Genomic DNA, 14,505 nt, shown 5'->3' with positions numbered 1-14,505 from the left:
GAATCATCTCATTCACCGAACGGGTCTTTTTTATTATCATAAACAGTGAAAAAAGTATCTTTGAGAAAGGCTATTCTTACACTCGGCCTATTGGCCATGACCCTCACTACCTTCGGGCAATACCAAGACGGAAATACCCGTGCATGGGGAAAGATCAACTATGACGATGATCCATGGGTGTTCAACGCTTCACGTCCCAACCTCGTCACTAAGGGACTCCTTGACCGCCATATTTCCATCTGGGCATCACACGGAAGATACTTCGACAACAACAGAAGCAGATGGGTGTGGCAACGTCCTAACCTCTTCTGTACGACGGAGGACATGTTCACACAGACGATCGTCATTCCTTTTCTCATCCCTATGTTGGAAAATGCGGGAGCTACAGTGTTCTCGCCTCGGGAGAGGGACTGGCAGATCCACGAAGTCATCGTAGACAATGATGATTCCATCAAACTCCCCTATTATAAGGAAGTCAACACCGGGAAGGATTGGAAAAGATGCGACTCCGTCGGTTTCGCCTATCACGGTGAAACGCTTCAGGATGGTGACAACCCTTTCAAGAAAGGTACGCTGCGCCAGATCAAAGCAACCAAGAAAAAACGTATCAGTGAGATAGACTATCAGCCGGAGATCCCTGAAACTGGCAAATATGCAGTCTATGTCAGTTACCAAACTCTCCCTAAAAGTGTAAAAGACGCCCATTATACCGTTTACCATCAAGGACAGGCAACTGAATTCACAGTCAATCAGAAGATGGGCGGAGGAACATGGGTCTATTTGGGAAGTTTCGATTTCTCCCAAGGCTGCTCACTCGCCAATCGTGTCGTCGTCACGAACCAGTCTTCCCAGAAAGGAATCGTGACGGCAGATGCAGTCCGATTCGGGGGAGGCATGGGCAACATTGCACGGGGAGGAAAGGTCTCCGGCATCCCACGCTGTCTCGAAGGAGCACGCTATTCAGCACAATGGAGCGGTGCGCCTTACTCGGTTTACAGTTCCCGGAAAGGAACTGATGATTATGCTGACGATATCAACACCAGGTCAATGATGACGAATTGGCTGGGTGGCGGAAGTGTCTATATGCCGACTCTTGAAGGGAAGAACGTACCGCTGGAGTTGTCGCTTGCCGTCCACAGTGACGCAGGCTTCGCACCCAATGGGAAAGATCTGGTGGGGAGTTTGGCTGTCTGCACGACCGATTTCAATGACGGAGTGCTGAGTTCAGGCATTTCGCGACAAACTTCCAAAGATCTTGCGAGAGCGTTGCTCGAGAATGTGACCACAGACATCACTAAAAAATACGGAAAATGGAGTAAACGCTATCTGTGGGACCGCAACTATTCCGAGACCAGACTGCCTGAAATCCCTTCAGCTATCTTGGAAACTCTCTCCCATCAGAATTTCCCTGATGTCAAACTTGCACAGGACCCGATGTTCAAATTCACCCTTGCACGGTCGATCTATAAGACGATCCTCCGTTTCATCAGCAGCAATCACGGTCAAGACTATGTCGTAGAACCATTACAACCGGATAACTTTTCAGTAACCTTAGAACAGAAAGGCAAAGCCAGACTCTCATGGGACGGTCAGACAGACCCACAAGAACCGTCGGCTGCACCAACTTCTTACATCATCTATGTCGCCAAAGGGGAAGAAGGATTCGACAACGGGACGATCATTCAGACCAACGCCTGCGAGATCCAGTTACTCCCCAATACCCCTTATCGCTTTAAAGTCACAGCCTGCAATGCCGGAGGAGAAAGTTTCCCTTCAGAAACCCTCTCTGCCCTCTATCGTCCGAATTCAGAGGGCACGATCCTCATCGTCAACGGATTCCATAGATTGGCCTCCCCACAAGTTGTCGACAACGATTCCCTCCAAGGTTTTGACATGACGGCAGATCCGGGAGTCAGCTATGGGATGACGGCAGGATGGAATGGACTACAGACCTGCTTTGACCGTAACCAAATCGGCAAAGAAGGTCCCGGAGGACTCGGCTATGGAGGAGATGAAATGGTCGGTCATTTCGTAGCCGGCAACGATTTCGATTATCCTGCCAGCCATACTGAAGCCATTGCCGCAGCCGGCAACTATCAAGTGGAGAGTTGTTCGGAACAGGCAGTCACCAGTGGGAAAGTAAATATCGGAAACTATCCCATCGTCGACCTCATCCTGGGACTTGAGAAATTTGACGGTTATACCCCTGAGTTTTACAAGACCTTCCCCTATTCGCTCAGGCCGATCCTGCACAGTTACCTCCAACACGGCGGAAGCCTTCTGGTCAGCGGATCCTATGTCGGTTCAGACATGACAGGAGAGGATGAAAAAACTTGGTTGCAGGACAATCTGAAACTGACTTATCAACCGGACAGCGCAGCGGACATTCAGGAAACAGTGACGGGACTGGGCATGAACTTTGCCTTCTGGCATCTGCTGAACCCAAAACATTATGCCGCTACACACCCGGATATCATATCCCCTGCAGGCGGCGCCATCTGCGCCATGCAATACAGTGACGGAAACTCTGCCGCTGTCGCCTACCATGGAAATGACTACCGGTGTTTCACCATGGGCTTTCCTTTTGAGTGCATCAAAAATGCCAAAGACCGCAACCAGATCATGCAGGGTATCCTGAACTATCTGAAACCGGTAATAAAAGCTAGCGTAACTGAGAATATGCCGGCAAAACAATCGAAATAACACTAATTTTTAAGTATATCACTATGTATAAAATTCAAGCTAATCCTTCAGGAACACGCAGTATTGAAGTAAGCGACGTTCATCTGAGGACCATTAAGAAATATCAACTTCTACAGAACCTTGTAGACAGTAACGGCATCGTCAATGAAGACGTATTGGACAAGTTGAAATACAACCTTCGCTCCCTGCTCGAATCAGAAGCCGGCAAGGACAAGAATCTCCTGGACCTTTGCCTGGATCTCATCTACAACAGTAATATGAAGGCTTTCGGACTTCAGAAACTTGTCGATTTGTACAGAGACTGGTCTGCCAAACAGCAGAATACCAGCGAAGATCCTCTGGACGTAACAGATTAAAGGAAAAGGAAAGAAAGTTGAGTTATCAATTGACTGATTTCCTTCCCACAACAAAGAAGGAATGTGAATTAAGAGGATGGGACGAATTGGATGTCATCATCTTCTCAGGGGATGCCTACGTCGACCATCCTTCATTCGGACAGGCTGTAATAGGCCGTAGTCTGGAAGCTGCCGGTTATAAAGTGGCTATCGTTCCACAGCCAGACTGGCACGGAGACTATCGGGACTTCAAAAAACTGGGACGGCCGAGACTGTGCTTTGCCATATCACCGGGGGTCATGGATTCCATGGTAAACAAGTATACAGCGGGGAAACGATTACGCTCACAAGATGAATACAGTCCTGACGGCCGACACGACTGCAGACCCGAATACCCCACTGTCGTCTATACCAAGATCCTCAAGCAACTCTTCCCCGATGTACCTGTCGTACTGGGCGGCATCGAGGCGAGCATGCGTCGACTGACGCACTATGACTACTGGCAGGACAGACTGAGAAAATGCATTCTCTGTGACTCCGGGGCAGACCTCATTCTCTATGGTATGGGCACGAAATCGATCATAGAACTCTGCCATCAACTGGATGACGGAAAACCGATAAGCACCATACACGATATCCCACAGACGGTTTATCTGGCCCAAAAAGAAAATATTGAAGGGGGGATTACAGATGAGGACATCGTCCTCCATTCTCATGAGGAATGTCTGCACTCCAAAAAGGCAGAAGCCGAGAATTACAAGTATATAGAGGAAGCAGCCAATATGAAACATGCTCACAGGTTGCTTCAGGGTGTTGACGGACTTTTTGTCGTCGTCAACCCACCCTATCCCACACTGACGACAGCAGAACTCGACGAGAATTTTGACCTGCCCTATACTCGGCAGCCTCATCCCAAATATCGGGGAAAAGTCATTCCTGCATACGAGATGATCAAGTTTTCCGTCAATATCCATCAAGGTTGTTTCGGAGGTTGTGCCTTTTGCACGATCTCTGCGCATCAGGGCAAATTTGTCGTTTGCAGAAGCAAGAAAAGCATCATGAATGAAGTCCGGCAAGTCGTACACATGCCGGGGTTCAAAGGTTATATCTCAGACCTGGGCGGTCCTTCAGCCAACATGTACGGCATGCATGGAAAAAACGAAAAAGCCTGCGAGCATTGCAAGCGTCCTTCATGCATCAACCCTGAGGTCTGTCCCAACCTGAACACGGATCATACCCAACTCCTGGATATCTACCATACCGTCGATGCCTTGCCGGAAGTCAAAAAGAGTTTCATCAGCAGCGGTATACGATACGACCTGTTGCTCCACCAGAGCAAGGAAGAAAAAATCAATGAGTCAACTCGACAATATACGCGTGAGTTGATCACCAAACATGTCAGTGGCAGACTGAAGATTGCTCCGGAGCACACCTCTCCACAAGTCTTGAAGCTGATGCGCAAGCCCCCTTTCGACGAGTTCTATGATTTCAAGCGCATCTTTGACCAGATCAACAAGGAAGAAGGACTCAAAGAGCAACTCATCCCCTATTTCATCAGTTCCCATCCCGGTTGCCACGAGGCAGACATGGCAGAGTTGGCCGTTATCACCAAGGACCTCAATTTCCATTTGGAACAGGTCCAGGACTTTACGCCGACCCCTATGACCATAGCGACAGAGATGTGGTACACAGGTTATGATCCCTATACCCTCGAACCGGTATATTCGGCTAAAACGGCTAATGAGAAAAAAGCCCAAAGGCAGTTTTTCTTTTGGTACTTACCTGAAGAGCGGCGGAATATTGAACACGAACTGAGACGTATCGGACGCCCCGATCTCATCGACAGGCTCTATCCCCGTGGAGAACGGTTCTCGAGAAACAGATCCAAGCCAAATCCCCATGTCAAATTCGACGATCGCCCGATAGGGGGTGGATTTGAGTGGAAGAAAGAACGGCCGAAAAATAAAGAGCGGTCCCATGATTCCTTCAGACAAAACCCGAAATATGGGGTTCAAGAGGAGACGTGGAAAAAAGGCAAAAACCCACGACGCGTGCCGTTCAAATACGCTTCCCCGGCAACAGGAACAGAAGAAAGAGAATCTTCATACCAAACTTCAAATAGGACAAAGGAAAACAATGACCATTATAGAAAGCAAGATAATCGGCAAGGAAAGCCAGGAGACATGCGAAGACGGGATAGTCGTCACAGACCAATTTATAAGCATCGTTGACGGCAGTACCAGTAAGACGCCCATGAGGATTTCCCGGGAGATGAAGAACGGCAGATACTGCATGCTCATCATCTCGGGATTCATCCGTCAACTCAAACCCGAAACGACCCTGACAGAATTCTGTCAGGGCGTAACCGAATGTGTACGTCAGCATTACCCGGCACAACTCCTCACCCATCTGGCCTCTCACCCTGAAGACCGGATGACTGCCAGCGCCATTGTCTACAGCCACTATCGGAATGAGATATGGATGGTCGGAGACTGCCAGGGGATCGTCAACGGAAAACTCTGGGAGAATGGAAAGCCCTACGAAGAGAGAATCGCTTTGAAGCGCAAGACACTGATACAACAAGGGGTATCACCCGACGATGCAAGGAAAGCGATCATCCCTGATCTGATTCAAGCCATGAAAGAGGGACAGAACAAGACCTATGCCGTCATTGACGGTTTTCCGATTTTTCAGAAAGGCATAAAAGTGATTCCCTGCCCTCGAGCAGCAGGTTCGGAGATTGTCCTGGCCAGTGACGGATACCCGTTTCTCAGGGATACTTTTCAGGAAAGTGAGCATCTCTTGGCAACACAATTAGAGAAAGACCCTCAGAATATCTCCTCATTCCTCGCAACCAAAGGATTGAAAACCGGATATAAAAGTTTTGATGATCGTTCTTATATCCGTTTTCAAGTGTGAAAGGACATCAAGACCGAGAGTTCAAAAGCAATCCATATCGTTATCATCAAGTAAGTAGCCGTTTCAGAATAACCACTGAAACCTCTCAACCTACCTATTCTAATAAGCCACATTCAACTCACAAGACATAAGTGAAAGGTCTCCGCTTCCAGCTTTTTAGCGGAAACGGTTCCGGTGCCTGGAGCGATGAGGCGTATTATTTTCAAAATGCCCCGGGCTAAATCCACCGCCATGAGCAACGCCCCGGTATTCTGACCAACGGCTTCGGATTCTGTTCACATAATCTACCGTTTCAGCCCCTCGCATATAACCATATTTGACTACGGGATCATTATAGAATTGAGGCGTGCTCAGATTCAGAACAAATTCTGACACATCTCCCCAATTATAGGGATTACGGCCAAACTTCGAAGCCAAGCTCATCGCATCCCTGATATGTTGATACCCCCCATTATAACTTGCGAGGACATAATAGCACCGCTGACCGGGATCAGGTATATCACTGAACCGCCCTCCAAGTTCTGCCATATATTTGGCGGCGGCTGCCACATTCGATTCAGGGTTATGCAATTCGCCCAGATCCAGTCCCAAATGAGAAGCCGTCGAAGGCATGATCTGCATCAGTCCCTCTGCCCCTGCCCAGGAATGGGCGTTCGGATCAAAGCAACTTTCCTGATAACATTGTGCAGCCATCAGGCGCCAATCCATCCTTGCCATAGGCGCAAACATCTGGAAGAGATTGTCATATCTGGATATAATGCCGGCTGAAGGATTGAGCATAGGCGAATAGACATGGCGGACGACACTCCGCGTACTGAGCAGGAAGTCCTCCTCGCGCCTCGTCTCTGCAATCATTTGAGGACGAAACCAGTGATTCAGAGAGTCTGCCAATTCCTTGTTGTCTTTATTGACCGCCCATTGCAGTTTGGAAGAGTCCATGCTGACCCCGCAATAAAGCAGATTATCTTTGATTTTCTTAGACAAACTCTTGGATAATGGAAAGGCAATCAGATCTCCGTTGCCTTTCTGGAGTTGGTTGACCAGATCCATTGTATCCTTGCAAACTTCCACCCGCAGAGAGACCCCTATGTTTTGGGCAAATTTATCACACAACAGATATTGAAGTCCCATGCCGTTACCGCGGTAATCATAATATGTTTCCGGACCCGTGAGAGTCAGCATGATCAACTCGCCATTATTCATGATATCATCCAGAGAGAATCTCCTCTGAACAGAATCCGCAGCCGTTTTGTTATCCCCGACAACAGTCCCCCAAGGCGTGACCTCCGGAGCCTGCCTGGAAGAGCAAGCAGCCAATAACAATAATGGAATTATGATCAATAAATATGGTTTCATTACGCTAATTCAGTACAAAAGTACAAATAATGTTGCAAATATGGACAAAAAAAAGTACTTTTGCATGAACTTTATCAGAAAATAAGAGATGTTACGAATAGCTGTTCAATCAAAAGGCCGTCTGTATGACGACACGATGAACCTGCTCAAAGAAGCAGATATCAAAATTCCCGCCTCAAAGCGAATTCTTCTTGTACAAGCAAACAATTTTCCTTTAGAAGTACTGTATCTCAGGGATGATGACATTCCTGAAAGTGTAGCTGATGGCGTAGCTGATATCGGTATAGTTGGCGAAAATGAATTTGTAGAAAGAAACGAGAATGCCCAGATCATATCCCGATTGGGATTCAGTAAATGCCGGTTGAGTCTGGCGATTCCCAAAGATATTCCTTACTCGGGACTGGATTGGTTCAATGGCAAGAAAATCGCCACATCCTATCCGAATATTCTCCGCTCCTTCCTGAAGAAAAACAATATCAACGCAGATATCCACGTGATCACAGGTTCTGTGGAGATCAGTCCGGGTATCGGATTGACCGACGCCATCTTCGACATTGTCAGTTCCGGTTCTACCCTGTTGAGCAACAATCTCAAAGAGGTGGAAAAGGTCATGAAGAGTGAAGCTGTCCTGATAGGCAACTGGAATATGGACGAGTCAAAGCACAAGATCCTGAATGAGATGCTCTTCCGCTTTGAGGCTGTCAGGTCTGCCCAAGGGAAAAAGTATGTGATGATGAATTGCCCGAAGGAAAAGGTCAGCGCCATCACCAAGGTCCTGCCCGGAATCAAGAGTCCGACGATCATTCCTTTGGCCGACGAGGGTTGGTGCTCTGTACACACAGTGCTCGATGAAGAAAGGTTTTGGGAAATCATCGGCAAACTGAAAGAGTTGGGTGCACAGGGTATATTGGTTACTCCTATTGAAAAAATGATACTTTAAGCACAATGAAAATAATTAAGTTTCCAGTTCGTAACACGTGGGATGAAATCGTCAAACGCCCGCATTTGGATGTCTCTAAATTGAACGCTACGGTAGAGTGTATCTTGAAGGATATCCGGGAAAATGGTGACGAGGCCGTCAAGAACTACGAGAAGAAATTCGACCATGCCGACCTCGACCAATTGGAGGTGACGGAAGCCGAGAAGAAAGAGGCATGGAATGCCTGCTCCAAGACTTTGCTCGAATCCCTGCAACTGGCACATCATAACATTGCGAAATTCCACGAAGCCCAGAAATTCACAGGCAAGAAAATAGAAACCGCCAAAGGGGTCACTTGTTGGCAGAAGAGTGTTCCGATCGAAAAGGTAGGACTTTATATTCCAGGGGGTACGGCGCCCCTTTTTTCGACTGTCCTCATGCTGGCTACACCAGCCGTGATAGCCGGTTGTAAGGAAATCATTCTCTGCACCCCGCCTGATAAAACGGGAAAAGTCAATCCAGCCATCCTGGCTGCTGCACAGATTGCAGGTGTAAGCCGCGTATTCAAAGCGGGTGGTGTTCAGGCCATCGGTGCAATGGCCTACGGTACCGAAAGCATCCCTAAGATCTATAAACTTTTCGGGCCAGGCAACCAATATGTCATGGCCGCCAAGCAACAGGTCAGCCTTCATGATGTAGCCATCGATATGCCTGCAGGTCCCAGTGAAGTTTGTGTCATTGCAGACCAATACAGCAATCCTATCTTTGTCGCTGCCGACCTCCTGTCACAAGCCGAACATGGCATCGATTCACAGGTCATGCTCATCACAAACTCTGAAAGGATGTTGGAAGATATCCGTAAAGAGATTGTGGTACAGTTGGACCGTCTTCCCAGAAAAGCCATCGCTGCCCAGGCGCTTGACAATTCCAATTTCATTCTGGTCAAAGACCTTGACGAGGCAATTGACCTCAGTAATTACTATGCACCGGAGCACCTCATATTAGCCGTAAAGGACTACGAAAGTCTCGCACAAAAGGTAGTCAATGCCGGTTCGGTATTCCTGGGCTCCTACGCCTGCGAAAGTGCGGGAGATTATGCCAGCGGAACCAATCATACCCTCCCTACCCATCGCTACGCCTTAGCTTACAACGGCGTCAATTTGGACAGTTATAACCGCAAGATCACTTTCCAATACTTGGATCAACAGGGTATTGAAAATATTGGCAACGCAGTGGTGTGCATGGCAGAAAATGAACAACTCGAAGCCCATGCCAACGCGATGAGACTGAGACTCAAGTCCATTAAACGTAAATAATAGATCATGAAGGAACTGAAAGCGCTTTGCCGGAAGAATATCTGGGACCTTGCCCCTTATTCCAGTGCACGGAACGAATATGCAGGACATCAGGCACACGTCTTCTTGGACGCTAATGAGAACCCCTACAATTCACCTCTCAACCGTTACCCTGATCCTTTGCAGGAAACGGTCAAAGAGGCTTTGAGCAAGGTAAAAGGCGTGCCGGCAGAGAATATATTTCTGGGAAACGGCAGCGACGAGGCCATCGACCTCCCCTACCGTATTTTCTGCAGACCGGGCAAGGATAATGCCGTGGCTATCGAACCGACTTACGGAATGTATAAAGTTTGTGCGGATATCAACGATGTGGAATACCGGCCTGTCTTACTCGATGAGGATTTCCAGATCACGTCCGCCAAACTTTTGGATGCGTGTGATGAGAACACAAAACTGATTTGGATCTGTTCCCCGAACAATCCGACGGGAAACCTGATTCCCCGAAATACGATTGAAGAAGTGCTGGAGAAATTTCAGGGCATCGTCATCGTTGACGAAGCCTATAGTGACTTCTCAGGAGTCACTCCAATGAGGAAAGAGATCGGTCAACATCCCAATCTTGTCGTTCTCAATACCATGAGTAAGGCGTGGGGATGTGCCGCAATCAGATTGGGCATGGCTTTCGCTTCCAAGGAAATCATAGGACTTTATAATAAGGTCAAATACCCGTATAATGTCAATCAATTGACACAGAAACAAGCTTTGGAGGCTCTGAAAGATCCATTCAGAGTTGATAAATGGGTGAAAATCATCCTCCTGGAACGTGCTAGGATGATGGTGGCAGTCAAAGAACTGCCGATCAGCAAACACGTCTATCCTTCTGATGCCAATTTCTTCTTGGTCAGGATGACAGATGCCCAGTCTGTCTATGACTATCTGACCGACAAGGGGATTATCGTCAGGAACCGTACCCATGTACGTCTCTGTGGCAATTGCCTGAGAATAACTATCGGGAGCAAAACTGAAAATCAGGAACTTCTGGCTGCACTGCGCAAATATTCGGAAGGGGTAAAGCCACACCAATCATAACGGATGGATTCTTCCATTGGCTTTACCCGTCGCTAGGCGGTGAAGTTGTCTTAAAACTCAGGAAACGGTAACAGGAAAACGGTTAGATGATGATATGATGCTGCCGTAAAATCCGCTTCCTTGAGCGACATGAAAGTTGACTTGTTTGCCTCTCGCTTTCTCTTAATGATTTTCTCCCGGCAAACAAATGAGTTCAAAGTATGACCTTTGCTTTAAAGGTCCATACCACCCAGAAGAGAAATGGAAGCGAATCAAGGAAAAGTTATCTGAAGGACACAAAAATCTGATTTTATTTGTCTCCCTTACCGGACAAACTAAAAGAGACCTTTCTCAAAGACCGGAGAGGTCTGTCCCACTATACGGTCAATTCACAAAGTAATGGGAATTTCGTTCTCATGCCTATGGGAATGGGGTTCATATACCTATATGAAACTCGTTCCCAAGCCATAGGAACAAGTTTCATAGACCGATGAAACGGTTTGTCGTTATTCCGTCCATGACCTGACACTTAACATATAAAAAGAACCGTGAACCGACGAGTCTCAAATCCAACTTATCTGCCACCATATTGCCAGTAATACCAATACGTATTCCCATAAGTATCCCGTATGGCCGTCTGACGCTGCATCGGATTAGGGATCTTTTCAAGAGTTTGGTAATCCTGGAAATCAGCATCCATCACACTGGAATGGTAAATGATCTTGGGTTTTGCCCGATGGTGTGTGTACAGGATCAAAGCCTCCCTATAATGTTTCGGCATCACGCTGTCCAGATTATAGAACTTTCCGACAGTGGCGACGAAAGCATCCAGATTCTTATCCATCAGATAGGAAGTCAACAGATAATCTGCTGCAGCCTTCTTGGCAGTATGGTGCTTGTAAGAAAAATGCAGATAATGCAAAGGCGACATATATTCGGTGTAACGTTTGCCCAACCACAAATAGACAGAGTCTAACGGATACATCATGCACTTCACGCTCTTTCCGTTCGGCAGCATCGCCGTACTCCCGCCTGTCACGGGCACTTCAAACAACTTCTCCCCCAATTTGCCTTCGTGGGACAAGGCTATCGCTCTCAGAAAAGTCAGACTGCTGTCCGCCGTATCCAAGCCGGCCGTCGCTTTCACAGCCCCATTCCAGTCACCCTGAATCAAACAGGATTCGGCTCGCATCCGATGATGGAAGATCTCGTTGTTCGTACTGAATAGTCCCACGCAGATCATCATGATGACCATCTCCAGAAGATTAGTCCAAGTCAATTGTGAGAAAATGCCGGTAGAGTTCATTTCCGGTTCTATCGTCTGGAATCCCCTTGCAAACATCACCCCCAGAATGTAGAGGATGAGGATCAGAGGAAACAACCACAACCAGGCACCGAAGGAAAAACCTTCATCTATGCGTGGACTGACAGCCGTGATAAACAGCAATAAGACAAACGACGGCAGATAGGTCATCGCATGCGTCCGCTTCCTCAACCCGGTAAGAGCAAAAACACCTAACTGCAGGAAATAGAGGATAACCGTGATGAGGATCGCCCCCAGAATACGGTTATAATGCGTTTTCCCGCAGGAAAGGACGTGCTGCTCAACTGCCAGAATATCGTTCTGATAAAAATATAAATAACAGAAAGTAAAAAGCAAAAAGACAATAGTGCAGATTACCCTCATGGTAATCGTGCTATTTTTATTTCTCCTCATCATTACTATTTATTGTAATCGATTACATTTTTCTAAGAACCAATGCTGAACGTGACGGAATATACAACTTCAGCCATTCCTTTCCCTGCTCGGCATAGAGTGGGTCAAAAATCGTCTGATGCATCATCGAATCGTCATTCCTTCCGTTTCCTCCAAATCCACGGTTATCCGAATCCAAGACAATCTGATAGGCCCCTTTGGAAACCAGAAAACCATAATCAGCAAACGACTGCGTCGGAGAGAAATTGAAGACGAAGAGGAGTCCTCCTCGCATGAATGCCAGTATCTGGTCTTTATCCTGATGCCATATCTCTTTCACAGGTGTGCGGATAAAATCTTTTTCACTCTTGACGGTCCGCAGCATTTCCTTGTCAAAGTCACCTAAATAATGATAGCACAATTGCTGGTCATCCACAAGATGCCATTGCCGACGTGCATATTTATAACTCCAGCCATTCCCTTCCCGAGGGAAATCGATCCACTCAGGATGGCCGAATTCATTGCCCATGAAATTCAGGTATCCGCCGTTCATCGTTGAGAGCGTGACCAGGCGTATCATCTTGTGAAGCGCTATTCCGCGACGGACGGTATCATTCTCATCTCCTATGCGGAAATGCCAGTACATATCGGCATCGATCAGGCGGAAGATGATGGTCTTGTCCCCGACGAGAGCCTGGTCATGAGACTCGCAATACGAGATGGTCTTCTCGTCAGCCCGGCGGTTCTTCACTTCCCAGAAAATACTACTGGGTTTCCAGTTTTCATCCTTCTGCTCTTTGATCGTCTTAATCCAGAAATCGGGGATATTCATGGCCAGACGATAGTCAAAGCCGTAGCCGCCAGCCTTGAATCCAGCTGCAAGCCCGGGCATTCCACTGACCTCCTCTGCTATCGAGATGGCATGAGGATTCACTTCATGGATCAACTGGTTAGCCATCATCAGATAGCAAATTGCATTATCGTCTTCGTGGCCGTTGAAATAATCGGCATAAGTGGTAAAGGCTTCCCCAAGCCCATGACTGTAATAGAGCATCGATGTCACGCCGTCAAAGCGGAACCCGTCAAAATGGAATTCCTCCAGCCAATACCGGCAGTTGCTCAACAGGAAATGGACCACATCATCTTTCCCGTAATCAAAGCACAGACTCCCCCATGCGGGATGCTCGTGACGCTCTCCGGGATAGAAGTACTGATTCGGATCGCCTGCAAGATTCCCCAGACCTTCCACTTCATTCTTGACAGCATGTGAATGGATGATGTCCATAACGACTGCCAGTCCTGCCTGATGGGCAGCGTCAATCAGAGACTTCAACTCCTCAGGTGTACCGAAACGGGAACTGGGTGCAAAGAAACTGCTCACATGATAGCCGAAACTCCCATAATAAGGATGCTCCTGAACAGCCATGAGTTGTAGACAGTTATAACCGTCCTTGATAATCCTAGGAAGGATATTATCCTTGAATTCAGTATAAGTGCCCACCTTTTCGGCATCCTGGGCCATACCTATATGACATTCGTAGATCAACAGAGGAGAAGTGGTAGGGACAAACGATTTCTTTTTCCAGGTATATGGCACCGGTTGCCATACCTGCGCGGAGAATATTTTAGTTTGTTCATCCTGGACCACACGTTGTGCCCAAGCAGGGATACGCTCACCTTCGCCACCATCCCAGTGTACATGCATCTTGTATAACTGACCATGACAGATAGAACTTTCCGGTAACCGGAGTTCCCAGTTGCCCGTACCTTCCAGACTCGTACAACGATAGTCATCCGTTTCCTTCCAGCCATTGAAATCACCTACCAGATAGATAGCCGTCGCATGAGGTGCCCACTCACGGAACACCCACCCGTCATTCGTCCGATGAAGACCATAGTAAAGGTAGCCGGAAGCAAAATCCCGAAGTGATACCTTGCCGTTTTGAGTCAACTGGTTCATTTTCCATACGGCATGCTCATGTCTCCCGCGAATAGCATCGGCATAAGGTGCCAGATACGGATCATTTTCTACGATTCCAATTGCAGGTTTATCTATTTTATTTGTCATGATTACTGATTTATTAAGATATGAAAGTTCCCGTATCTTCTCATCCCATATACGGATAGAAGACATTTCTTAGAATTGTCGAACCAATGAACTCTCATCATATGAATATTACGCTTTAAGATATACTGTCAGGATGCTCAAATCTG

General features: G+C 47.4%; 10 protein-coding genes. 7 read left to right on the top strand and 3 right to left on the bottom strand.

The window, feature by feature from the left end:
* The first annotated feature begins 45 nt into the window (after window positions 1-45).
* From NG821_RS02035 to NG821_RS02020, 4 genes are read left to right on the top strand one after another with little or no spacing between them, the layout of a single operon-like run.
* A complete protein-coding gene (locus NG821_RS02035; protein WP_252759993.1) occupies window positions 46-2,703 on the top strand; it encodes a golvesin C-terminal-like domain-containing protein in 2,658 nt (885 codons plus the stop codon).
* A 23-nt stretch (window positions 2,704-2,726) separates the two neighbouring features.
* Window positions 2,727-3,059: a hypothetical protein gene (locus NG821_RS02030; RefSeq protein ID WP_252759992.1), complete on the top strand. Its 333-nt coding sequence runs from the start codon at window positions 2,727-2,729 to the stop codon at window positions 3,057-3,059.
* Between the two features lie 17 nt (window positions 3,060-3,076).
* A complete protein-coding gene (locus NG821_RS02025; protein ID WP_252759991.1) occupies window positions 3,077-5,269 on the top strand; it encodes a YgiQ family radical SAM protein in 2,193 nt (730 codons plus the stop codon).
* Window positions 5,175-5,957, top strand: a complete 783-nt coding sequence (locus NG821_RS02020) for a hypothetical protein (protein WP_252759990.1) — start codon at window positions 5,175-5,177, stop codon at window positions 5,955-5,957. Before NG821_RS02025 ends, NG821_RS02020 begins: the two co-directional genes overlap by 95 nt.
* A gap of 156 nt (window positions 5,958-6,113) precedes the next feature.
* Here NG821_RS02020 and NG821_RS02015 read toward each other — a convergent pair whose 3' ends face one another.
* A complete protein-coding gene (locus tag NG821_RS02015) occupies window positions 6,114-7,313 on the bottom strand; it encodes an MltF family protein (protein ID WP_252759989.1) in 1,200 nt (399 codons plus the stop codon).
* A gap of 88 nt (window positions 7,314-7,401) precedes the next feature.
* On the opposite strand from NG821_RS02015, the gene hisG reads away from it, so the two are divergent.
* Genes hisG through hisC form a run of 3 tightly spaced genes read left to right on the top strand, consistent with a single transcriptional unit; the run spans window position 7,402 to window position 10,616 of the window.
* Complete coding sequence (gene hisG / locus NG821_RS02010) at window positions 7,402-8,253, top strand: ATP phosphoribosyltransferase (RefSeq protein ID WP_252759988.1); 852 nt, start codon at window positions 7,402-7,404, stop codon at window positions 8,251-8,253.
* A 5-nt stretch (window positions 8,254-8,258) separates the two neighbouring features.
* A complete protein-coding gene (hisD, locus tag NG821_RS02005; protein WP_252759987.1) occupies window positions 8,259-9,548 on the top strand; it encodes a histidinol dehydrogenase in 1,290 nt (429 codons plus the stop codon).
* A 6-nt stretch (window positions 9,549-9,554) separates the two neighbouring features.
* Window positions 9,555-10,616 carry a histidinol-phosphate transaminase gene (gene hisC / locus NG821_RS02000; protein ID WP_252759986.1) on the top strand — a complete coding sequence of 354 codons (1,062 nt, stop codon included), beginning with the start codon at window positions 9,555-9,557 and terminating at the stop codon, window positions 10,614-10,616.
* Window positions 10,617-11,169: 553 nt separating this feature from the next.
* Here hisC and NG821_RS01995 read toward each other — a convergent pair.
* Entirely contained in the window at window positions 11,170-12,315 is a 1,146-nt protein-coding gene (locus NG821_RS01995; protein WP_252759985.1) for a DUF6057 family protein, read from the bottom strand.
* A 19-nt stretch (window positions 12,316-12,334) separates the two neighbouring features.
* Window positions 12,335-14,359: an alpha amylase C-terminal domain-containing protein gene (locus NG821_RS01990; protein ID WP_252759984.1), complete on the bottom strand. Its 2,025-nt coding sequence runs from the start codon at window positions 14,357-14,359 to the stop codon at window positions 12,335-12,337.
* Window positions 14,360-14,505 lie beyond the last annotated feature (146 nt).

Source organism: Segatella cerevisiae, from assembly GCF_024054555.1.
Taxonomy (GTDB): Bacteria; Bacteroidota; Bacteroidia; order Bacteroidales; family Bacteroidaceae; genus Prevotella; species Prevotella cerevisiae.
The sequence above is the reverse complement of the archived record's forward strand: the minus strand, read 5'-3'. Positions and strand labels throughout refer to the sequence as shown.